The sequence below is a fragment of the Streptomyces sp. NBC_01320 genome (assembly GCF_035974375.1).
GTDB lineage: Bacteria > Actinomycetota > Actinomycetes > Streptomycetales > Streptomycetaceae > Streptomyces > Streptomyces yanii.
In genome coordinates this window covers 4681375-4703707 of record NZ_CP108390.1, presented here as the reverse complement: position 1 = coordinate 4703707, position 22333 = coordinate 4681375, and the positions used below count along the sequence as shown (strand labels likewise).

The window sequence follows — 22333 nt, the reverse complement described above, 5'->3', positions numbered from 1 at the left end:
AACGGCGCTTCAGTGCAGGATCTTCCCCTTGGCCCGCTGGAACTCCTCGTCCGTGAGGTCGCCTCTGGCCTTGATCTCCGAGAGCTTTGCAAGTTCCTCGGCCGCACTCGGCTTGGCGGTGCCGGCGGCCTCGCGGACGTAGCTGTCGAACGCGTGCTGCCGGGCTCGGGCCTGATGCGCTTCGCGCTCCCCCATGCCTTTGCCGCGCGCTATCAGGTACACGAACACACCGAGGAACGGGAGCACGACCGCGAAGATGGACCACCCTGCCTTGGCCCACCCGTTGAGGGAGTCGTCACGGAAAATGTCCGAGAAAATCCGGAAGAGCAGGAAGATCCACATCACCCAGAGGAAAATCCACAGCAAGGTCCAGAATGCGCCCAGGAGCGGATAGTCGTAGGCCAAATTCATCTCGCCGGTCATGTGCGTTCTCCTCTTCAGCGCCATCGCTGATCCACGTCAGTGGCGATCGCCGCGCAGACGGCATTGCCACGCTCGACGATCAGTCCAGCTCCTCCGCCCTGGCGAGCGAGGATTCACTCAGGACTGGCTCCGGTTATGGGCTCCGGCCTCGGCGATCGCTTCTGCTTCGGACTCGGCTACCTCGATGGCAATGCCGAGTGCCTCGGTGATGTGAGTTGCGGCCGACATGACGCGTGCCGTGCCCACGACCGGGGCGATGGCAACGAGAACGTCCTGTACTTGCTCGATCGTCAAGTCCGCCTTCATAGCCGGGTCGACATGCGCAACGTAGGAGATCGTGGGTGCGTCCATGGCCGCGAGCGCTGCCAGGCGCGTGAGAATGAGTGTGGTGTCGTCCAGCCCGCAACGCTCGATCGAGTCCACTGTCATGGCGGAGAGCGTCTCGAGAACGGGGGCGTCTGTCGTCTTGGTCATCTCCGAACCATCTTCCGGTGCTGTGCGGAGCCGATACACGCCCCGCTGCACACGGCAGCCCCGACGCATCATCGACCTACTCTTCTACGGTAGAAGCCCCGGAGAAAGCACGCCCGCTGGGCTGAGCAGGTCTTGATGGAGCAGGGAAACCTCTCACGAGCTGACGGTTTCTCGCCTGCCTCGCTGCCTGGCTACCCGAGCATCCCAACTCGGTGTCAAGCCGGCAGTGGATGCAGGCCCGGATTCCGTCGGCGCCACAGTGACCCGGCCATGACGCTGCGGGTGTACGCCCACCTGATGCCGAGTAGTCGGGAGCGCACGCGCAAGGCCATCGCGACGGCCTACAACGGGGGGCCGATCCGGGGCTGACGGCCCACAGACGGCCCACGGGATGCCAGGGAGTCCCCCATATGCGGAGAGTTCGCAGGTGGGAGGCTTGTGTCGTGTACGGCTTGCTTCTCCGACCCGGAGAGGACGAACGCGTACCTCGCGCAGGTCTCGGAGGCAGCGGTGGCCTGACCGTCGTACCACCAGCACAGACACGACAGCCGGACCGGTTACCGTCGGGAGAGCGACGGTGCGCGGCCCGGCTGACGTGTGTACGGGGGTACGGCATGCGGCTACTCGTCGCCGGGCGCGGACGAGGAGTTGTACCCGGCATCCGAGCCGCCGGACGCGTCCCGGGCCGGCTCCGGGAGGCTGTAGCTGCTCAGCGACGGGCTCTTCGGATCCGGACGCACGGCGCCCAGCAGCGGATTCGACGCCAGCGGCGAGACCTTCACCTGCGACCCGGGCCGGGGCGCCTGCACCACCAGGCCGTTGCCGACGTACAGGGCCACGTGCGTGGCCTTCGGGAAGTAGATCACCAGGTCACCCGGGCGCAGCGTGTTCAGCGGTACCTTCCGCAGCTGCCGCCACTGCTCCTGCGAGGTCCGCGGAATCGCGCGCCCCGCGTTCGCCCAGGCCTGCGAGGTGAGCCCGGAGCAGTCGAACGACCCCGGACCCTCCGCGCCCCACACATACGGCTTGCCGAGCTGCCTGACCGCGTACTTCACCGCCTCGTCGCCCTCCTGGGACGGCGGTCGGGCCGAGGACAGGGCGCCCGAGGTGACCAGCGTGCCCTGGGCCTTGTCCGTGGCCTGCTGCTCCAGCCGGGACACCTTGGCGATCTGCTCGGCGGAGAGCTTGGCCAGCAGCGCCTCCACCTTCCTCAGCCGCGACTGCACGGTGTCGCGCTGTTTCTTCTGCCGCGCGGCCAGCACTCGCTGCTTCTCGAGCACCTTGCGGGACGCGGAGGCCAGTCCGTCCGCACGCTTCTCGGCGCCGGTGAGCCGCTTCACGGTCGCGGCCCGGCCGGCCGTCACCCGCTGGATCACGTGTTCCTGGTCCAGGGCGTGCTCGGGATCGCGGGACAGCATCAGCTGGACGTACGAGGAGAAGTCGGACTGCCCCTGGTACTGCTCCCGGGCCAGCCGCCCCGCGTCGTTGCGGCTGCGGCCCAGCGCGGTCCGCGCCACGGCGAGACCGGTGTCCAGCTTCTTCGCCTCCGCCTGTCTCTTCTTCAGCTTCGCCGTGGTTCCGTTGTACGCCTCGCTGGCTTCCTCGGCCTGCTGATACAGCTTCTTGAGCTCGGTCAGCAGCTCAGCGACGTTCTTCGTGGCGCGTGGCTCACGGGCGGGGCCGGAGGCGCCGGGACTGCTCGGGTCCGCGGGGGCGGCGACGGCGGGTGAGACCGCGACCAGCGTGGCGAGTGCCGCCGCGCAGACGGTGCGCAGAACCCTGGACGGCATGGGATCACCTCCGTTGACGGGGCGATCGTGGGACTACCCCATGAGTGAGCGCAACGCGTCAATACGGTCACTCGGGGGCGGGCGATGCAAGAACCGTGCGGCGTGGCGGCACCCGGATTCGCCCGGACGGCGGGACGACCCGCAAGGGGCCCGGCGGATCACGGCCGGGGCCCTGATCCGCCGGGCCCCCGAGGTCACTTCACGGGGAACGCGTAGAACATCCGTTCCCGCTGGACGACGGCGGACTTCCCGAAGGCCAGCACCCGGTACGGGGCGGTGACCGTGGCGCCCTTCGGGTCCTGCACCCCGATGTCCTGGAACTTCCACAGTCGCCGGCCGTCCGCCGCGGCGAACGCGGTGACCTGCGCGTCTCCGGCCGCCAGCACGGTCTTGCCGCTGGAACTCACGGTGACGACCGGCGCCCATCCGCCGGGCACCGCCTCGGTGGACCGCCGCCAGCGCAGCTTTCCGGACTCCCGCTCGACCGCGCCCACTTCCTGGTTGCGGCTGGTGGTGTGCAGCAGGGCCCCGGCCGGGACCGGTGTCCCGAACACGGACCCGGGCGTGCCGTTCAGCGTCCACTTCGGCTTGCCCGTGGGCATCTCGAACGACTGGAGGGCGTCGCCCGCCGCCGCGTACAGCAGTCCCTGGCCATCCCCGACGGCTGCCCCGTCCGGACCGACCGTGCCGAACGACTTGGTCCACAGCAGCTTCCCGCTCTTGCGGTCGAACCCACGGAAGACTGCCTTGCCCTTGGCGGCCTTGACGTCGCCGGGGGTGAGCGTCGCGCTCTTCTGGCGTACGACGATGTCGTCGGGGCGGACGGCGATCAGCTGGTAGGCGGGGGTCGTCGATTCCCGGCCGGTGGGTACGGGGGTCCGCCACAGCTCCTTGCGCCGCACGATGTCGTACGCGAACAGGAACGACATGACGACCTGCGTGTCCTTCCCGCGCTTCTTGCCCTTCTTCGGCTTCTTGGCCTTCACGGTGAACTTGTGCGAGCCGGTGAACCAGATCGCCGGACCCGACTGGCCGATGACGTCGGACACCGTCAGGAACGCCGCACCCTCGAACTCGTTCGCGTACGCCACCCGGTGCGCGACCGTTCCGTCCTTCGGCGACAGCCAGAGGAACTCGGACGGCCCGGCGACGAAGCAGAACGCGTCACCGGCAGCCAGGGCCGCCTGCCCCTTCGCCGCGTCCGGGCACTCCCAGAGGCGGCGGCCGGTCCGCAGATCGACGGCGGAGGCCTGCGTCTCGCCGGTCAGCACGAGCAGCCGGTCGCGCCAGAGTGCGGCGGTGAGCGGCGCGGGTTCGGCCTCGGGGTGCCCGTACACCCAACGCGGCTGCGGCGGCAGCCCGGCTACGGTGGGGCCGCTGGGGGACAGGGCGGGCTTGCCGTCGTCCGGGGCGTCGGAGCCGTCGGACCCGAGGGCGAGCACACCCCCACCGCCGACGATCAACCCGGCCGCGCCGGCGGCCGCACCGAAGAGCAGGGTGCGACGGTCCAGGGCGGCTGAGGGGGACGAGGAAGAGGAGGGTGTGGGTGCGGGCGTGGGCGTCACGGGCGGCGGGGGCGGGGCGGGAATTGCCGCTGCCGGGGCCGGGAGGGGGCGCGGCACGAGCGGCGCGACAGGCGGCAGCCCGACGGGCAGCCGGTCGGGGGGGCCGGTCCGTTCACGCGGGATGGACAGCTGGGTGGTCGGCCGGTCGGGCTCCGGGGCGCGGGGGCTGCCGACGCTTCCGATCCGGGTGGTCCGGGTGTCCTCTCCGATGCCGCCGTCGCCGGGCGCGCCGGTGGCGGGGCTGTCGGTGGCGGGGCTGTCGGGCGTGGCGTCGGCAGGTTCGTTGAGAGACCCGCGCGGGGCTGTGCCGACGGGGCTGTCCGCCGGCTCGTCGGCCGCCCCTTCGGATACCAGCTCCCTGACGCGGGACTCCTGTTCCGCAAGCGTCTTCGACAGCTGCTCCGGCAGCCAGCCGCCTCTCGCGAGGCCTGCCGCGCCTTCCAGTGCCAGTTCCGCCGCCACCGTCCCGGAGCTCGGCCGCTCGGCCGGGTCCTTGGTCAGGCAGCGCGCGATCAGCCCGCGCAAGTCCTCCGGGACCGCGCCCAGTTCCGGCTCCGCGTGGGCGATCCGCTCGGCCGCCTCCGCCGCCGGGCCGTCCGCGAGCGGGGTCGTGCCGGTCGCCGCGTACGCCAGCAGCAGACCGAGCACGAAGAGGTCGGAGGCCGGTCCCGCCGTCTCGCCCTCGACCTGCTCCGGGGTGAGATATCCGAGCCGCACGGAGAGCTGCCCGCCCGTTCTGGCCTCGGCATCGGCCGCCGCGCCCAGCGGGCCGAAGGCGGTGAGCCGCGGTCCGTCCCCGGCCAGCAGCACGGTCCTCGGGGCGAGCCCCTCCAGCACGGCCCCGGTGGCGTGTACCCGGGAGAGCGTCTCGGTGATGCCCGCACCCAGTATCCGCACGGCACGCTCGGGGAGGGGACCCGCGGCGTCGATCGCCTCGGCGAGCGTCAGCGCCGGTACGTACGCCACGGCCGTCCACAGCTCCCCGCCGTCCGTACGGGTGGCGAGCTGCGGCTGGACCCAGACACCCGCCAACCGGTCCGCGGTGCGTGCCTCCGCCTCGAAGCGGCGGCGGAAGGCGGGCAGTGCGGCAAGCTCGGGCCGGGCCGCGGTGATCACGACGGTGTGGTCCGCGGTGCCGTCAGCGGTGTCGGCCGCGCTCGTGTCGTGCGCGAGGTAGTGGACAGCGCTCGCCGTCTCGCGGAACCGCGCCAGCACGGTGTACGGACCGAAGCGGCGTGGATCGTCCTGACGCAGCGCCTCCATGGCGCACCCCCTTGTGACCGTTGTCGTGACCATGGATCCGTCGATCCTAGAGGTTCCGGCAATCGAGAGGCGGGCGACGCACCCCGCCCGGACCAGCGGGTCAGCTCGGTTTCGACCAGGGCCACTTGAGAGTGTGGCGCTCGCGGCCCTCGGGGGCGTACTCGTACACCCAGCCGCGCTGCACACCCAGCCGCTTGGAGTATCCGGCCGGGACCCGCCGGTACGCGTACACGGTGGCCGGTCCGCCGTCGGCGTCCGGCACCGGGACCTCGTACCACTTGGGCGGGTGGCCGGTCGAGCCGACGAGGACGGGGAGGACCCGCCCGTCCAGCGGGCCGCCCCTGAAGGTGGTGTTCTCGCTTCTCACGTCCCCAGTCTGACCCAGGGTGTGTTCCGGGGCTCAGTCCGGCAACAGGTGGACCGCCCCGCCGACCACGGGGACCAGCCGGACCGCCAGCTTCCCGGCAGGACCGGATGCGGCCTCCAGCGGCAGCAGTGCCGCCACCACGGACGCTGTCTCCTCGTCCGTCGCCGCGGTGGCCGCGAGCAGGGCGATCAACTGGTCTACCAGCCAGTCGCGCAGCTCGTCGGCGACGGGCTGTTTCTCCTCGTCCAGCCAGATCAGCGAGGCCGCCTCGACGGCTGCGATCCAGGTCCGTACCAACATCCGCAGCCGGGGCCCGGGCGCACATCCGTCTCCCCGGCCCAGATGCAGCAGGATCTGTTCGGCCGCCGCCCGCCGCACCTCGTCGACGATCGCCGTCGTCCGGGACGTCTCGGCGACACTTCCGCCGCGCAGCAGGGCGCTGAACCCGGCGTCGTGCTCGTCGACGAACCTGAGGTAGCGGCCGAGCACTCGCGTCACCCGTTCCGTGGGCGGGCCCTCGGCCGGCTCGGCGAAGCAGAGTTTCAGTTCGTCCGCCGCGGACCGGAGCGCCGCCTCGTACAACTGCTGCCGCCCACCGGGGAAGTAGCGGTAGACGAGCGGACGGGAGACGCCGGCGACCGCCGCGACCTCGTCGAGCGAGACCTCGTCCGGCGCCCGGTGCGCGAACAGGGTGAGGGCGGCGCCGAGGAGTTGCGTGCGACGCTCCTCGACGCTGAGCCTTCGGTACGCGCGGTTCGGCGGGGCTGCGGCGGCAGGGGTCATGCCTCGAAGCCTAGGGGGTGTCCGGCGGATCGGGGGCGGACAGGTCGCGGCTCCCGGCCATGATCCGCCGGACACCCTCTGGGGCGCTCCTTCCGCCGGGGAAGCCGGCTCAGAGCCTGTCGGGTGACCTCTGATCGGGCGGCCACGCCCTGGCACGCACGCTTCCCGCGTTGCCGAAATATCCTGGTAGCTCCTTCCCCGAGCTCTCAGCTTCGTTCGAGCAGGGGAGACCCCATCCGAGGACATCCCGCCGCCCTTGGAATCGCACGCACCAGACCGCGTCCGCTATCCGATCGAAGGTCACCCGACAGGCTCTCAGGCCAGCAGACCCGAGCTCTTCCACAGCTTGCGCCCCACCCCGTTCAACACGCCGATGTCGTCGAGGAAGTCCGTGAGCCGCTTCGCACCCGACTGCATGACCTCCGCCCGGTGGCCGCTCGCCTTCACCTGGGCGACGGCCTCGCGGCGGTCCAGGCCGACGTTCTCGTACACCTGCGGGTTGATGAAGCAGACGGAGAAGACGCGCGCCGCCTCCCCGCAGCTCAGCCGGGTGAACTCGCGCTCCCAGCGAGGTGCCGTGACCATCTGGCGACGCAGCTCCTCGCGGGCGTAGCGCACGTGCCGTGCCTCCTCGACCACATGGATCCGGGTCACGCCGCGCACCAGCGTCTGGACGCGCTCGTCCGGGAACGTCAGCCGTTGCATCCAGTCGAGGATCTCCTCGCCGAGCAGGGTCGCGGCGAACGAACCGGGCGTCGTGGACACGGTCTTCAGCACCCGCGCCAGGTTGTGGTAGACGCGCGGAACGGGATAGCTGGGCGCCTGTCCCCACTGGATCATGCGGCCGAACATCATCGAGTGCCGGCACTCGTCGGCTATCTCGGTCAGCGCGTAACGGACATGATTGCTGGTCACCGGCTTGTCGTAGATGTGCCGGACCAGCAGCTGCATCAGGATGATCTCGAACCAGATGCCGAGCGAGGCCAGCGACGCCGCCTCGTGCCGGGCCAGGTCCATCCGCTGCTCCTCCGACATCTTCCGCCACAGCGGGGTGTCGTAGAGGGAGACGAGCTCGGGCGGCCAGAACCACTTGCCGTCCTCGACCGCCGCATCCCAGTCGAGTTCGGTGTCCGGATCGAAGGAGTGCTTGGCCGAGGACTCCAGGAGGCGCTCCGCGATCTGCTCGCGGTCCCGTAGCGGGCCGAGTGCGTCGCGGAGCACCTGCACGTCGCGTTCGGTCACTGTCGTCATGGCTGGGGGCACCTCACACGTGGGTTACCGGGGGTCACTCCTTATGAGACTGCTCGTCAGTAAGGCAGTCAATCCCTCGCGCACGACTTGTTGACCCGGCGTCTACCAACGTGTGAACCTGCCAACTGACTCAACCTCAGGGGAACTTATCCGAGCATGCGAGGCGAAGGAGCCGTCCGTGTCGACACACGACCTCTACACCACCGCCCCCGACACGCCCCTGTGGCAGGTGCCCGCCTCCGGCGCCGCCCGCTTCAGCTGGGACTACGACGACGGCCGTGAACGCCTTCTCGCCCTCTACCAGAAGGGCAAGGACAAGCAGTGGGACGGCAACAAGCGCATCGACTGGTCCCTGGAGGTCGACCCCGCCGACCCGCTGGGCACCCCCGACGAGGCCCTCACGCTGTACGGCACCCCGCACTGGGCCAAGATGACCGAGAAGGACCGGGGCGAGCTGCGCAAGCACTACACCTCGTGGCAGTTCAGCCAGTTCCTCCACGGTGAACAGGGCGCGATGGTCTGTGCGGCCCGGATCGTGGAGTCCGTCCCCGACCTGGACGCGAAGTTCTACTCCGCCACCCAGACCATGGACGAGGCCCGGCACGCGGAGATATACGGCCGGTTCCTGCACGAGAAGGTGCAGATGCTCTACCCGATCAACGACAACCTCCAGGGCCTGCTCGGCGACACCCTGCGCGACTCCCGCTGGGACATGCCCTACCTGGGCATGCAGGTCCTGATCGAGGGCCTGGCGCTGGCCGCGTTCGGCATGATCCGCGACACCACGACCAAGCCGCTGCCCAAGCAGATCCTCGCCTACGTCATGCAGGACGAGGCCCGGCACGTCGCCTTCGGCCGGATGGCGCTGCGCGACTACTACAAGCAGCTGAGCGACGCCGAACTGCGCGAGCGCGAGGAGTTCGTCATCGAGGGCTGCTATCTGATGCGCGACCGTCTCAGCGGCGTCGAGGTGCTGGAGAACTTCGGCATAGGCAAGCAGGAGGCCAAGGACCTCTCCGAGCACTCGGAGTACCTGCAGCTCTTCCGCAAGCTGCTGTTCAGCCGGATCGTCCCGTGCGTCAAGGACGTCGGACTGTGGGGCGAGCGGCTGCAGAAGGCGTACGTCGACATGGGCGTCTTCGAACTCGGCGACTCCAACCTCGACCTGCTCATGGCCCAGGACGAGGAGATAGCCGAGCAGCTGGACCGGGACCGCTTCGCGGCGGAGGAGCAGGCGCGGGTTGCGGAGGTCGAGGAGGCGATAGCGGGGGGCGCTGCCTAGAGGATGCGGACGGCCCGGTGCGAGGGCCTTCCTGCTGCACGTACTCCGCGGGGATCCGCCGGCCCGCCGAAGCCCGTGACATCGCCCCGATGTCGGCCGGCTGCCGCGCGACCGGCCCGGGGTCCAGCCCCGGATGCTGCGCGGGCCGGCCCCACCGGAAGCCGTCCCGGTCGACGGCTCCCCGCACCCGACCCGGCCGCTCCGCGGCGTACAGCGCGGCGAGCATCCCGCCCAGCGAGTGCCCGACCGGGACCACCGGGCCGGTGATCCCCCGGGCGGCGAGCGTCTCGTCCAGATCCGTGAGCACCGCACCGAAATGGCTGCAGCGGCGAGAGCCGTTGAGCTGAGGAACCCCGAGTCCGCCCGGAGCGTATTGCTCCAGGGGGACGGAGGCGGACGGCGCGACCGTGCCGTAGCCGTCGAGGAGTCCCCCCGCCGGCTACGGCCGCACGGTCGCCAGATCGTGCCGCAGAGCTGAATCAGCCGGCGGCGGGCACTGCCTGCGTCCGTGCCGAGTCGCGCACTCCGATCGGCGATCAGCCCGCGGACGGGGCGGGCGCCGGGAAGCTGGTCCGCAGCGTGAACGCCCTGTCCGTCGGGCCGTGTTCGCGCAGGATCCGCAGGCGCTCCTCGGCGTCCTGTACCGTCGGGCGCTCGCCCGCCGGAACCCACCACAGGGCGGTCATCGCCTCCTCCACCCGCTCGAACCATTCGCGGCGCCGGGCGAGGAGTTCGCGATGCTGCCCCTGATACATGAAGGCCGTCAGTGCGTCCGTGTCGCGCCACACCGACATGTTCACGATCAACCAGGAGTCTCCGAAAACCGGTACGTCGGTGGCGTTCCCGGTCTCACCCCGCAGCCTCCAGATGAACCCCGCGGCCTGGTCGGCGACCGCGTTGACCGGATCGAGGGCATCGACAAAGTCTTTCAACTGGGGTGAGTCCAGCGGGAATGCGAGCCGGGCGATGTTCACCTGGGCGAGTTCGTGGCCGTTCTCCGATGTCATGGATGTCATGGCCGCACAGTAATCAGCGCGTGCCACGCCGTACGGGCCGTTCCGAGCCGCGAGACGGTCCGGATGGTGGTGCGCCCCTGCGTGCCGTCAGCCCCGCAGCGCCACCTCCATGACGGCCCGGGCGATCGGCGCCGCGCTGCCGCCCCCGCTGATGTCCGCCCGCTTCGCGGCGGCGTCCTCGACGACCACCGCGACCGCGACCGCCGGCCGGCTCGCGTTCGGAGCCTGTGCCCAGGAGATGAACCAGGCATAGGGAGTACCGGAGTTGTCGATGCCGTGCTGAGCGGTGCCGGTCTTGCCGCCGACCGTCGCCCCGTCGATCGCGGCATTGGACCCGGTGCCCTGCTCGACGACGTCGATCATCATCTGCCGCAGCTGCGTCGCCGTCCGCGAGCTCATCGCCTGGTGGTAGGGGCGCGGGCCGTTCTGATGGACGGTGGTGCCGCTCCTGGACGTCGTACGGTCCACCAGATACGGGTACTTGAGGTCACCGCCGTTCGCTACGGCCGACGCCACCATGGCCATCTGCAGCGGTGTCGCCGTCGTGTTGAACTGTCCGATCGACGACAGGGCCAGCTGGTCGTTGCTCATATCGGTGTCGAAGTTGCTTCTGGCCACGCCGGACGGGATCCTCAGCCCGCTGTCGTTGAAGCCGAACTTCCGCGCCGCCTTCACCATCCCGTCGAGCCCGACCTCCACCCCCAGATGGGCCATCACGGTGTTGCACGACACCCGGATCGCCTCGGCGAGCGACGCGTACTCGCAGCCGCGTGCCTCATTGGGGAGCGTGGTGCTGGTCCCCGGAAGGACGTACGGGGACGGGGTGTCGGTCTCCGCGTCGGGGTCCTCGACCACATCCGAGTCGAGCGCCGCAGCCGCCGTCACGATCTTGAAGGTGGAGCCCGGCGGATAGGTCTGCCGGATCGCCCGGTTGAGCATCGGCTGGCTCCTCGCCCTGTTGAACTGCCGCCAGGCGTCGGTGACCGACGAACCGGTGCCGGAGAGCCGTTCGGGGTCGTACGAAGGGGTCGAGACCAGCGCCAGGATCTTGCCGGTCGACGGTTCGAGGGCGGCGACCGCACCCCGCCGCCCGCCCAGCCCGGCGTACGCGGCGCGCTGCATGGAGTCCTTGACGGTCGTTGCGACGTTGCCGCCGGGCTGCCGGCTGCGGGTGATCTCGTCCCACAGCGGCAGCGGGGCGAGCAGCGGATCGGTACCGGAGAGGATGTCGTCCTCGGCGTTCTCGATGAGCGTCGTGCCGTACGTCTGCGAGGCGTACCCGGTCACCGGCGCGTACAGCGGCCCGTCGGTGTAGGTGCGCTCGTAGGAGAGCCGCTCGTTCGTGTTCTTGGAGCCGGTGACCGATTTCCCGCCGACCAGGATGTTGCCCCGCGGCTGGTCGTAGCGCTCGATCGTCCGGCGGCGGTTGGCGGGGTTGTCGTCCAGCTCGTCCGCCTGGAAGACCTGGATGCGGGCGGCGTTCAGCAGCAGCGCCATGAGCAGCAGCAGGCAGAACGCGGCGGCCCGCCGGATGTAGCGGATCACGACGGGTCCTCCACGATCGGTGCGATGTCCCCGGTCTCCACCTGGTCGGGGTGGGGGGTGCGGGCGAGGTCGCTGATCCGGATGAGCAGCGCCACGATGATCCAGTTGGTCACGACGGACGAACCGCCCTGGGCGAGGAACGGCATCGCCATGCCCGTCAGCGGGATCAGTCCCATCACGCCACCCGCGATCACGAAGACCTGGAGGGCCAGGATCGATGCGAGCCCGATCGACAGCAGCCGCCCGAAGGGGTCGCGCAGGGCGAGCCCGGCCCGGTAGCCGCGGGCGACCAGCAGCGCGTACAGCAGGAAGACCGCGGTCAGCCCGGAGAGCCCGAGCTCCTCGCCCGCCGTGGCCAGGATGAAGTCGGACTTGGCGGCGAAGCCGATGAGGATGGAGTGGCCGAGACCGAGCCCGGTGCCCAGCATCCCGCCCGCGGCGAACGCGAACAGCGACTGGGCGAGCTGGCTCGGTCCCTCGCCCGCGTCGATGGAGGCGAACGGATCGAGCCAGTCCTGCACCCGGCTGTGCACATGCGGCTCGAAGGAGCCGACGGCGAACGCTCCGACGGCGGCGAGCAGCAGCCCCACCGCGATCCACCCGGTCCGGCCTGTCGCCACGTACAGCATGATCACGAAGAGGCCGAAGAAGAGCAGCGAGGTCCCCAGATCGCGCTCAAGGACCAGCACCCCGACACTGAGCAGCCAGATCGCCACGATCGGGCCGAGCACCCGGCCGGTGGGCAGTTGGAGTTTCCAGATCCTGCGCCCCGTGTAGGCGAGCGCGTTGCGGTTCGCGGAAAGGTACGCGGCGAAGAAGACGGCGAGCAGGATCTTGGCGAACTCGCCGGGCTGGAACGAGAATCCGCCGATCCGGATCCAGATCTTGGCACCGTTCACGGCGGGGAAGAAGATCGGCACGATCATCAGGACGAGCGATGCGGCGACCGACAGGTACGCGTACCGCTGGAGCACCCGGTGGTCGCGGAGGAAGACGACGACCACGATGAAGAGCGCGACCCCGAGCGTCGACCAGATCAGCTGGGTGGGCGCCGCCTGGTCCTTCGGGGTCTCCAGGTCGAGCCGGTAGATCAGCACCAGCCCGAGGCCGTTGAGCAGGACGGCGATGGGGAGCAGCAGCGGATCGGCGTGCGGGGCACGGAAGCGGACGGCGAGATGGGCGAGGAGTGCGAGCAGCCCGAGGCCGGCACCGTAACCGGCGACATCGGGCGGGATCGCGTGGTCGTGCGCGAGGCCGACGGCGGCGTAGCCGTAGACGGAGATGAGGACGGCTCCGACGAGGAGCGCGAGCTCGACCCCGCGCCGCTTGGGCAGGCGTAGCTGCGGCGGGGGTGCGTCCGTCCTCGTTGCGGTCATGCCACGCAACGTAGCAAGAGGTGCACCATATTCCCCTTATGTCAGTTCATTTCCCTTACCTCGCCTCTGTCTGGTCGTCATGGCCGGGCGGTTCGCCGCCGTCGAGCCCTACGTACTCCGGGAGCGTCAGCCGCGCCACCGCCCCGCCGTCCTCCGCGTTGGCGAAGACGAGCTCGGCGCCGATGACCGCCGACTGCCCGACGGCGATGGTCAGTCCGAGCCCGTGGCCCTTGCCGCTCCCCTCGGTACGGAACCGCTGCGGACCACCGGCCAGCAGATAGTCCGGGAACCCCGGACCGTGATCGCGTACGGTCACCACCGGCCCGTCGACCGTCACGACCACCGGCGGCCGGCCGTGCTTGTGCGCATTGGCGATCAGATTGCCGAGGACCCGCTCCAGCCGCCGCTTGTCGGTCTCCACCCGCACGGGCCTCGCCCGGGTTCCGCCTTCGGCCCCGGTTCCGGCTTCCGCCCCCAGGACGCGGACCTCGGTCTCCGTTCCCGAGGCGCCCGCCACTCGCATGGCGAGCGGAGCCAGTTCGTGAACCGCGAGATCGACCTCTTCCGTGCGGGCGTCGAGCCGGGAGATCTCCAGCAGATCCTCCGTCAGCGCCCGCATCGTTCGCACCCGGTCCCGCACCAGTTCGGCCGGGCGGCCCGCCGGCAACAGCTCGGCCGCGGCCGAGAGGCCGGTCAGCGGGGTGCGCAGCTCGTGCGCCACGTCGGCGGTGAAGCGCTGCTCGGCCAGCAGTTTGCGCTGGAGCGTGGACGCCATGGTGTCCAGCGCACCGGCGACGATCGCCACCTCGTCCTGCGGGCGCGACGGGTCCGAGGTACGGGGATCGTGGACGCGGGCGTCGAGATCGCCCGCACTGATCCGGCGCGCCACCCGGGCGGTCTGGTGCAGCCGACGGGTGACCCGGGTGACGGCGAACGCGCCGACCAGCAGCGTGGCGCCGATCGCCAGCAGCGAGGAGCCGACGATCGCCCGGTCGAGGCTGTTGATGACGTGGGCGCTCCGGCTGTAATCGATCGCGGTGGCCAGCGCGCGGCCGTCGGCCGGGCCTGCCGCCCACATGGTCGGACGCCCGTGGAGGTTGGCGACGAGCGTGCCCTGATGCCCGCTCACGGCGAGGGCGCGCAAGGTCGCGGGCAGCCCGGGCGGATCGATGCCGGAACCCGGCGGGAGCGCCTCGCCCGCCTTGTACGCCGCGGTGACATCGCTCAGCCGGGAGAGCGCGTCGGCGCGGGCCTCGTCGACGGCATCCCGGGTCACCGCGGTGTGCACCAGTACGCCCAGCAGCGCGGCGAATGCGCAGGACATCACGGTGATGAACACCGCCGCCTTCCAGGTGAGCGTCGCGGTCCACGCGGGCGCGCGCAGTCTCCGTCGCCTCATCGCCGCCCCGCGGAGGCGGTGACCGTCGGCGGCGCCATGGTCGGTTCAGGGCTGGGCTCCGTGCTCGGCCGGCCGCTGGGCGCCGTCTCCGGGGCCTCCCGCAGGATCTCGTCCCGCGTCGGCAGCATCGCGCGCTGGTGGTCGTCCCAGGACCAGGCCGTCCGGTATTCGTATCCGGCGATCGCCGACGGTACTCGCATGATCACGTCCCGCCCGGCCAGCTCCACGCTGATCACGGAGTCCGAGACGGCCATGATCCGGGTCAGCCTGCCCGCCTCCGCCATGTAGACGCGCACGGAGAGCCGCCCGTCGCTCCGCCGCACGCCGAGCACCATGTCGTCCCTGCCGCCGCCCGTCAGATCGCGGTAGTACGGCTGCAGGACCGGGCAGGCGGCCGGCGCGGTGCGGCACGCGGTGATCTTCCGGGCCGTGTCCGCGGGAAGCTCGTCCGAACCGCTGGACCGGCTGGTGGTGGCCTTCAGGCCGGCCTGCACCACGGCGACCGGGTCCACCTCGTGCACATCGTCGTGCGGGACCGTGATCCCGGGGATGCGCGCCGTCGCGCCCTCGCCGTAGTCGTACGGGGCGGCGGAGGCGGGCGGCAGCTGCGGCCAGAGCCGGGCGGGCCCGATGGCGGTCGGGGCCCTTCCGGCACTCTTCAGCTCGCCGCCGGCGCCACAGCCGGCCAGCAGCGCGGTGCCGAAGCCGGCCACGAGGGCCGCCTTCGCGCGGCGCGTCACCCGGCGATGCGGGCGCATGACTCCCTCCCTTCCCGGACGTCCGAGGTCTTGGGTCTGCCGACCCGTGACCCATCGACCTTATGCGGAAGGAAGTCCCTTATGCCCTTTTGCTACCGGTGCTGTCGGAGGTGTATCAGCGCTGGTAGGGGTTCTGTCCGTCCTGGGCATACCCCGGCTGCGGCTGGGCCTGTCCGAACGGGTTGCCGTCCTGCGACGCCACGTGCTGCGCCAGCAGTTGGTCGGCCTGCTCCTTCGGGATCTTCTGCTCCCCGCCGCAGAACGTGCACTGCGTCGCGTACTTCGTCGAGAACGGGAAGAGGGGCACGAAGAACAGCGTGAACTTCGTGACCCGCTTCCGCAGTGTGTGCGCGGACGGATTGCCGCACCAGCCGCAGACCATAGTCAGAACGGCCAGTTGGTACAGATAGCCTCGCGTACCAAAAATGATCATGTCGTGGGCCCCTTCCCCGTTACTTCGTGAAGCGCTCGCCGGCAGAGCACCAGCAGCTTTTCGTCCTCGTATGTGTCGTGGCTGCCGTACCCGCCGTCCATGGCGTTGTGACGTCGTACGGAGGCGAGTTCGGCACGCAGCACTTGTGCCGCATCCGACCCTGCACCAGCAACACCCATCAGCGCCAGGCATTCCGCCACCCGGACCCTGACATGACGGTTCTCCTCCCAGGCGGCGAGCATGACCGGTACGGACTCCTCGGACCGCCCCGTCACCTCCCACAGCGCGATCGCCGCATCCACCCGCAGCCACAACTCGTCGTGGAGCAGCAGCGCCCGCAGCCGGGGCGCCACGGCGGCCGCGTGCGCACCCAGCCCGCCCAGCGCGCTCACCGCCGAGCGCCGCTCGTGCGCGTGCTCCGCCCCCAGGCCCTCGACCAGAACCGGCAGCACGGCCTCCGCGTCCCCCTCGACCGCCCACAGCGCCTGAGCCGCTTCCGTCGCCGCCGGGGTCCCCGGGCGGCGGATCAGCGCCCGCAACTCCGGGACGGCACACCGGGCGGCCGGACCGAACGAGCCGAGCGCCCGCAGCGCCGAGGTCCGCAGCCACTCCCCGCGGTACTCCGGCGCCCCGCGCAGTACCCGAAGCACCTCCGGCGCCGCCTCGCCCGCCCGCAGCGCGGTCAGCCCGCCGAGCAGCGGACTCGCCCGGTCGTACACCCCTTCGTCGAGATCGAGCCCGCCCAGCCTGCGCCGCAGCACTCCGGCGAGCGGGGCCGCGGCCGCGCCCAGATATCCGATGGCGAACCCCACGTCGTGCGGCACCTCGGGCCGCTCCAGCGCGGCGGCCAGCGCGGGCACCGCACGGGCGTCACCCAGCCGGGCCAGCGCCTTCACCGTGCTGCCGAGCCCTGTCGGCTCGCTCTCCCACTCCTTCACCCAGGACCCGGGATCCGACGCCACCCGCGCAGCCAGCGCGTCCGCGGCGGGCGCGGCCAGCCCGAACAGCTCCTCCAGCATGTGCGAGGCGGCGTCGGCCAGCCGCGGTTCGGGGTCCGCGAGTTGGGCACCCACGAGGCGGACCAGCTCCTCGTACGAGCCCCGCCAGGCCCGTATCAGCCCGCTGCTCATCCGTACCGCATCGATGCGCTGCCAGCGGTCGGGGCTGCGCAGCTGGTCGATCAGCAGCGCGCTCCGGTCGGCGACCCGGTTGTCGAGCCCGACATGCAGCGTCCGCAGCAGATCCGCCGTCCAGGGGGCGCTGCGCCCGGCGGATTCCGCCGCGGACAGTGCCCGCACCTGCCCCATCAGGGTCACCGGCGCACCCCGCTCCTCGGCGGGTTCGCCCGGACCCGGCTCGTCGACCTGTGCGGCGGCGCCCACCGGGTCCGGTACGCCGACCGCTGTGCCGGGCGTCGAGCGCAGCTCCGTCAGCAGCCCCGCCACCATCCGTACGACATCGTCCGGCAGCGCGTCCGGCGCACAGCGGGCCAGCTGGGCGAGGGCAGCCAGCCGCAGCGCCGGGGCGTACGCCTCCCCGGCGATGCGGCTCAGCCAGTCCGCCGCCTGCCCGGCCAGCGGGCGGTTCCGCAGCGCGACCCGACCCGCCGCCTCCACGAGCGCGAGCCGCACCTCCTCGTCCGGCTCCACCGGCAGCCGCTCCCGCAGCAGCGCGAGGACCCGCACCGGGTGACTGTGCAGCGTGGCGAGCGCCAGCGGCGCGGCGAGCCGTACCCCCGGGTCCTCGTCGGCGATGAGCTCGAAGAACGCCCCGGCGCCGGCGGTGACGGCCGAGGCCGCCATCGCGTAGTTCGCCGCGTCCTCGATCTCCTCCTCGTCGATCTCCTCCTCGTCGATCTCCTCGTCGGTCTCCTCCTCGTCGTCCTCGTCCAGATCGATGCCGCCGATGCTGGTGAGCAGCTCGACGATGCTGCCCCGGTCGTGGATCCCCGGATCCACGACCAGCTCGAAAAGGAAGGGAATGCAGGCGAGTGTGCAGGCGTACACATCCCCCTGGTGGTGAACAGCTCCGTACATACCGTCCAGCGCCTGTTCGCGCTCCGCCGGATCGGCGGACGCGAGCCCCCGCAGCAGGCCCGGCACGTCGTCGGCAGGCCCGTAGGCATGCTCCATCGAGGTCCAGTCGACCTCGTCGATCCCCGCGAACATGCCATCGCCTCCTCGCAGATTCACGTATTGCAGTGTCTGCGCAGAGTGTGCACCACGTCCCGGGCAGTCCACCCGCCACATGCAGCCTTTTGCTCGCAGGCATGACAACGGCCGGATGCGTGCGCCACGAACCGGGGATCAGGGCAACGGCCGGGCCCGGTTCGGATTGATGAGCGGGCCGAGCAGATCCCCGTACCGCTCCAGCCGCCCGGCCATGTCATCGGCCAGCAAGACCAGCTCGGCGGGGCTCCGGCAGTCCTCGATCTCGGCCCAGGTGACGGGCGCGGACACGGTCGGCTCGGCCCTGGCGCGCAGCGTGTACGGGGTGGCGGTCGTCTTCGCCGCCGCGTTCTGACTGAAGTCGACGAACACCTTCCCGGGCCGCAGCGCCCGCGTCATCCGGTGTACCACCAGCTCCGGAAGATCCCGCTCAGCCTCCACCGCCAGCTGTTTGGCGTACGCCGACACCCGGTCGGAGGAGGCCGGCTCCAGTGGCACGAGAACATGCAGCCCCTTCGATCCGGAGGTCTTCCCGTACGCGAGCAGCCCGTCCGCCGCCAGTCGGTCGCGCAGCCACAGGGCCACCGCGCAGCACTCCACGACGGTTGCCGGAGCCCCCGGATCGAGGTCGAACACCATCCGGTCGGCGATGCCCGGGCTGTCGGCCTGCCACTGCGGCGTATGGAACTCCACCACCAGGTTCGCCGCCCACATCAGCGACGCCAGATCCTGGATGAGCACCTGTCCGGCCTGCTGCGCCGTATGCCGCGGCACCTCGGCGATCCGTACCCAGGACGGGGTGCCCGGCGGGGGGTTCTTGGTGAAGAACCGTTCCCCGTCCGGCCCGTCCGGATAGCGCAGGAAGGACACCGGCCGGTTGTACAGATGCGCGAGCAGGGCCCCCGCCGCCGTGACCGCGTAATAGTGCAGCACCTCGCCCTTGGTGGTTCCGGTGGCCGGATACAGAACCTTGTCGAGATTGCTGAGCGCCAGGCGCCGCCCCTCCACCTCTGTGATCGGCGTCATACGATAAGAATCACATGAATTCGGGATCAACAGTGATCTATCGGTGTCTCCATGAACAAAGGGGTGAACGGTGAGGTCCATCTGGAACGGCGCGATCTCCTTCGGGCTGGTCAGCATCCCTATCAAGCTGGTCAACGCCACCGAGAGCCACTCGATCTCCTTCCGCCAGATCCACCTGGCCGACGGCGGCCGGATTCGCTACCGGAAGGTCTGTGAAATCGACGAGCAGGAAGTGACAGCCGCCGAGATCGGCAAGGGGTACGAGGACGCGGACGGCTCGATCATCCCGATCACCGACGAGGACCTCGGCTCGCTCCCGCTCCCCACCGCGAAAACGATCGAGATCGTCGCCTTCGTGCCCGCCACCGAGATCGACCCGCTCCAGATGGACACGGCGTACTACCTCTCCGCCAACGGAGTCCCCGCCGCCAAGCCGTACACGCTGCTGCGCGAGGCGCTGAAGCGGAGCCAGAAGGTGGCCGTCGCCAAGTACGCGCTCCGCGGCCGGGAACGGCTCGGCATGCTGCGCGTCGTCGACGACGTGATCGCGATGCACGGCCTGCTCTGGCCCGACGAGATCCGCGCCACCGACGGTGTGGCCCCGGAGACCGACGTCACGGTCCGCGAAGCCGAACTCGACCTGGCCGACGCACTGATGGCCACTCTCGGCGAGGTCGACATGGACACGCTCCACGACGACTACCGCGAGGCGGTCGAGGCGCTGATCGCCTCGAAGGCCTCCGGCGAAGCACTCGAACCGGCAGCGTCCGGCGACACCGGCGGCGGCAAGGTCATCGACCTGATCGCGGCGCTGGAGAACAGCGTCCGGGCGGCGAAGAAGGCCCGCGGCGAGGAGGCGGAAGAGGCGGCGGAGTCCGAGAGCGCACCGGTGGCCGAGGTGACGTCGCTCGCCGCCCGCAAGAAGAGCGGCGGAACCGGCGCGAAGAAGAAGGCCTCCGCGACCGCCACCCCCCGGAAGACCACCGCGAAGAAGTCGACGCCGGGCAGAGCCCCGGCGAAAAAGACCGCCGCGCGGTCGACCACGAAGTCGACCGCGAAGACGGCGACGAAGAAGACCGCGAAGACGACGGCCAAGAAGGCAACACCCAAGAAACGCGCTTCGGCCTGACGGGACGCGGGCAGTCACTGCGTCTGCCCGCGGCGACATGGCGCTGCCTATCTGCTCGCAGGGGCTGCCACGCAGGACTGCCCCGGAGCCGAAGCCCCGGGGCAGTCATCGCATCGAGCCCGTGCGTCAGTACCGGCGGTACGAGTTCACGTATCCGGCTGCCGGAGTCCCGACACCCGTCACGTCGTCGTATCCCCTGACCGCCTTGAGCGAGGCGTCCTTGCCGAGGCTGCGCACCGACGTCAGCAAGCCGTCCGCCGCGTCGGCGCCGTTGGCGAAGTCGAGGCGGGCGACCGCGAGGTCACGGTCGGCACCCAGCGGGTGGTCGGTGACGTCGTGGTACGCCGTCGAGCCGTACCGGGCGTAGATCGCCGGGTTGGCGAAACCGAGCGGGCCGCCGTGCTGGGCCTGCTGCGCGAGCGCCTGGACGCCCGCGATGACCGGCGCCGCCAGCGACGTACCGCCGATGCGGTACTCGTCGTAGCCGAGGGAGCCGTCGGGCAGTGTCTGCGTCTGGCCGACCAGGAAGCCGGTGTTCGGGTCGGCGACGGCCGCGATGTCCGGGGCCGTGCGCATCCGCTTCTTCCCGTTCGCCTGCGCGAGCGAGTCCGGGACCACGCCGCGCTGGTAGAACGGCTGCTTCACGGTCGAGCTGGTGCCGCCCCCCGCACCCGAGGTGTACGCGCCGGGGAAGCCGGTCCAGCTCTTGCCGTCGGCCGCGAGGGACGCCTTCAGCGTGCCCCAGCCGGTCTCCCACTGGTACGTGTCGTTCTTGCCGACGGCCAGTGAGGTGCCGCCGACCGATGTCACCCAGGCGGAGTTGGACGGGACGTCGATCTGCTTCGTGCCGGTGGACGCGACGTTGTCGCCGTCGTCGCCGGAGGAGAAGTAGAAGCCGATGCCCTCGACCGCACCCATCTTGAAGACCTGGTCGTACGCGGCCGCGACGTCCGGGGTCTCGTTGGCCTCGATGTCGCCCCAGGAGTTGGAGACGATGTCGGCGAGCCGGTGGTCGACGATCTTGTTGAGCGAGTCCAGCAGGTCGGCGTCGTAGCAGGACGCGCCGCCCACGTAGACGATGTCGGCCGAGGGTGCGACCGCGTGCACGGCCTCGACGTCGAGGGTCTCCTCGCCGTACCAGCCGGAGGCCCCGCACTCCTCGGTCTTCGTGTAGTCGTCCGGCAGGACCTGGCTGAGCTGGCCGCGCCTGTACGGGGCGTCGCCGTTGCGCGCGGCGTACTCCGCGGCGTCCTTCGCGATGGTCGGCGAGGCGTACGCGTCGGTGATCGCGACGGTCACGCCCTTGCCGGTCCAGCTGCCCGCACCGTACGCGGCACGCAGCTGCTTGCCGGTGTAGCCCTTGATCGCGTACGGCACCTTGGAGCCGTAGGCGTTCGGCAGCGTCGAGGCCGTCCTGGAGCCGAAGTACGAGGAGAACGGACCGGAGTTGCGGAACACCGCGTCCGGCGGCGGCAGCGTCTCGTCGTGGCTCGACTTGTGCGGCGCGTTGTCCAGACCGGAGACGGCGAGGACGGCGTCGCTCAGCGCGGCCGGGACAGAGGCCGTGGAGGACGGGGCGCGGTAGGTCCGGCTGCCCTTGCGGTAGTTGCGCAGCTGGGTGCTGAACGCCTTCTCGGCCGCGGCGACGTCACCGGTGGCGGAGACGTAGTGCTGATGGGCGCCGGTGACGGTCAGACCGCTCGACTTCAGCCACTGGACCACCTGATCGATCTGCTGCTGGGTCGCCCCGAACCGGACCTGCGCCTCCTTGGCGCTCAGGTACTTCCCGTACGAGGGGGACGCCGGGTCGGACACGGCGGCGGCGTAGGCCGCCAGCCCCTTCGCGTCCCGGCCGGCCAGATGGACCCGGACACTCACCTTTCCGCTGTCGGCGGTGGCGCCCTGGTCGGCCTTGGCCGTGGCCCAGACCGGCTTGCTGCCCTGCAGAGCGTCGCGACCCGCTGGTGCGGAGTCCGCGCTGGCGGACGGTATGCCGAGCGCGAGTGCACCGGCGAGCAGCGGCAGTGTCGCTGCCATGCTCAGCCCGGCGCGACGCCTGGCGCGACTGGTTCTCATGTAACCCCCTGCGATGTGGGTCTTCGCGTGTGGAGCATGTGCCGGATGATGTGCACATGTAAGGCGCCACTCTGGCGAGGAACCCTTTACGTAAGGGGCATGCATTCGCCAAGAAACTGTCAAGAGGGGGAAAACGAAGGGGAGTTCGAGGTGAAAGGTCGGGAATGAGCGCAACCGGGAAGGTGCTGCTCCGACCGCCTCTGACCGGT

At 70.6% G+C, this 22333-nt stretch carries 19 protein-coding genes; 2 read left to right on the top strand and 17 right to left on the bottom strand.

Going from position 1 to position 22333, the window contains the following annotated elements:
• Positions 1 to 9: 9 nt before the first annotated feature.
• The 7 genes from OG395_RS21150 to OG395_RS21120 all read right to left on the bottom strand — a co-directional run bounded on the left by OG395_RS21150 (position 10) and on the right by OG395_RS21120 (position 7916).
• A complete protein-coding gene (locus OG395_RS21150; RefSeq protein ID WP_327244359.1) occupies positions 10 to 423 on the bottom strand; it encodes an SHOCT domain-containing protein in 414 nt (137 codons plus the stop codon).
• A gap of 117 nt (positions 424 to 540) precedes the next feature.
• A complete protein-coding gene (locus OG395_RS21145) occupies positions 541 to 897 on the bottom strand; it encodes a carboxymuconolactone decarboxylase family protein (protein ID WP_327244358.1) in 357 nt (118 codons plus the stop codon).
• Positions 898 to 1517: 620 nt separating this feature from the next.
• Positions 1518 to 2687 (bottom strand): C40 family peptidase, encoded by a 1170-nt coding sequence (locus OG395_RS21140; protein ID WP_327244357.1) that lies wholly within the window; start codon positions 2685 to 2687, stop codon positions 1518 to 1520.
• A 194-nt stretch (positions 2688 to 2881) separates the two neighbouring features.
• The gene (locus tag OG395_RS21135; protein WP_327244356.1) at positions 2882 to 5515 is read right to left on the bottom strand and encodes an outer membrane protein assembly factor BamB family protein; all 2634 of its coding nucleotides are present in this window, start codon (positions 5513 to 5515) and stop codon (positions 2882 to 2884) included.
• Positions 5516 to 5615: 100 nt separating this feature from the next.
• The gene (locus OG395_RS21130; protein ID WP_327244355.1) at positions 5616 to 5882 is read right to left on the bottom strand and encodes a hypothetical protein; all 267 of its coding nucleotides are present in this window, start codon (positions 5880 to 5882) and stop codon (positions 5616 to 5618) included.
• Positions 5883 to 5915: 33 nt separating this feature from the next.
• Positions 5916 to 6665 (bottom strand): TetR/AcrR family transcriptional regulator, encoded by a 750-nt coding sequence (locus OG395_RS21125; protein ID WP_327244354.1) that lies wholly within the window; start codon positions 6663 to 6665, stop codon positions 5916 to 5918.
• Between the two features lie 315 nt (positions 6666 to 6980).
• Positions 6981 to 7916, bottom strand: a complete 936-nt coding sequence (locus OG395_RS21120) for an AurF N-oxygenase family protein (RefSeq protein WP_266981509.1) — start codon at positions 7914 to 7916, stop codon at positions 6981 to 6983.
• 178 nt (positions 7917 to 8094) lie between these two features.
• On the opposite strand from OG395_RS21120, the gene OG395_RS21115 reads away from it, so the two are divergent.
• A complete protein-coding gene (locus tag OG395_RS21115; protein ID WP_327244353.1) occupies positions 8095 to 9198 on the top strand; it encodes a ferritin-like domain-containing protein in 1104 nt (367 codons plus the stop codon).
• Here OG395_RS21115 and OG395_RS21110 read toward each other — a convergent pair.
• The 9 genes from OG395_RS21110 to ligD form a co-directional block, all read right to left on the bottom strand.
• Entirely contained in the window at positions 9086 to 9454 is a 369-nt protein-coding gene (locus tag OG395_RS21110; protein WP_327249403.1) for an alpha/beta fold hydrolase, read from the bottom strand. The genes OG395_RS21115 and OG395_RS21110 overlap by 113 nt on opposite strands.
• Before the next feature lie 280 nt (positions 9455 to 9734).
• The gene (locus tag OG395_RS21105) at positions 9735 to 10214 is read right to left on the bottom strand and encodes a DUF3291 domain-containing protein (RefSeq protein ID WP_442818583.1); all 480 of its coding nucleotides are present in this window, start codon (positions 10212 to 10214) and stop codon (positions 9735 to 9737) included.
• A gap of 87 nt (positions 10215 to 10301) precedes the next feature.
• Complete coding sequence (locus OG395_RS21100; RefSeq protein WP_327244352.1) at positions 10302 to 11759, bottom strand: penicillin-binding transpeptidase domain-containing protein; 1458 nt, start codon at positions 11757 to 11759, stop codon at positions 10302 to 10304.
• Positions 11756 to 13135 carry an FtsW/RodA/SpoVE family cell cycle protein gene (locus tag OG395_RS21095; protein WP_327244351.1) on the bottom strand — a complete coding sequence of 460 codons (1380 nt, stop codon included), beginning with the start codon at positions 13133 to 13135 and terminating at the stop codon, positions 11756 to 11758. The genes OG395_RS21100 and OG395_RS21095 overlap by 4 nt, the downstream gene beginning before the upstream one ends.
• A 55-nt stretch (positions 13136 to 13190) precedes the next feature.
• On the bottom strand, positions 13191 to 14534 hold the full coding sequence (locus OG395_RS21090) for a HAMP domain-containing sensor histidine kinase (RefSeq protein WP_327244350.1): 1344 nt from the start codon (positions 14532 to 14534) through the stop codon (positions 13191 to 13193).
• The gene (locus OG395_RS21085) at positions 14531 to 15292 is read right to left on the bottom strand and encodes a hypothetical protein (RefSeq protein WP_327244349.1); all 762 of its coding nucleotides are present in this window, start codon (positions 15290 to 15292) and stop codon (positions 14531 to 14533) included. Before OG395_RS21085 ends, OG395_RS21090 begins: the two co-directional genes overlap by 4 nt.
• A 115-nt stretch (positions 15293 to 15407) precedes the next feature.
• A complete protein-coding gene (locus OG395_RS21080) occupies positions 15408 to 15725 on the bottom strand; it encodes a zinc-ribbon domain-containing protein (RefSeq protein WP_327244348.1) in 318 nt (105 codons plus the stop codon).
• Positions 15722 to 17893 (bottom strand): HEAT repeat domain-containing protein, encoded by a 2172-nt coding sequence (locus OG395_RS21075; protein ID WP_327244347.1) that lies wholly within the window; start codon positions 17891 to 17893, stop codon positions 15722 to 15724. Before OG395_RS21075 ends, OG395_RS21080 begins: the two co-directional genes overlap by 4 nt.
• 138 nt (positions 17894 to 18031) lie before the next feature.
• The gene (gene ligD, locus OG395_RS21070; protein ID WP_327244346.1) at positions 18032 to 18919 is read right to left on the bottom strand and encodes a non-homologous end-joining DNA ligase; all 888 of its coding nucleotides are present in this window, start codon (positions 18917 to 18919) and stop codon (positions 18032 to 18034) included.
• Positions 18920 to 18989: 70 nt separating this feature from the next.
• Between ligD and ku the strand changes: the two genes are divergently transcribed.
• Positions 18990 to 20048, top strand: a complete 1059-nt coding sequence (gene ku / locus OG395_RS21065) for a non-homologous end joining protein Ku (RefSeq protein ID WP_327244345.1) — start codon at positions 18990 to 18992, stop codon at positions 20046 to 20048.
• A gap of 126 nt (positions 20049 to 20174) precedes the next feature.
• On the opposite strand, the gene OG395_RS21060 is transcribed toward ku, so the two are convergent.
• A complete protein-coding gene (locus OG395_RS21060) occupies positions 20175 to 22124 on the bottom strand; it encodes a S53 family peptidase (protein ID WP_327244344.1) in 1950 nt (649 codons plus the stop codon).
• Positions 22125 to 22333: the final 209 nt, after the last annotated feature.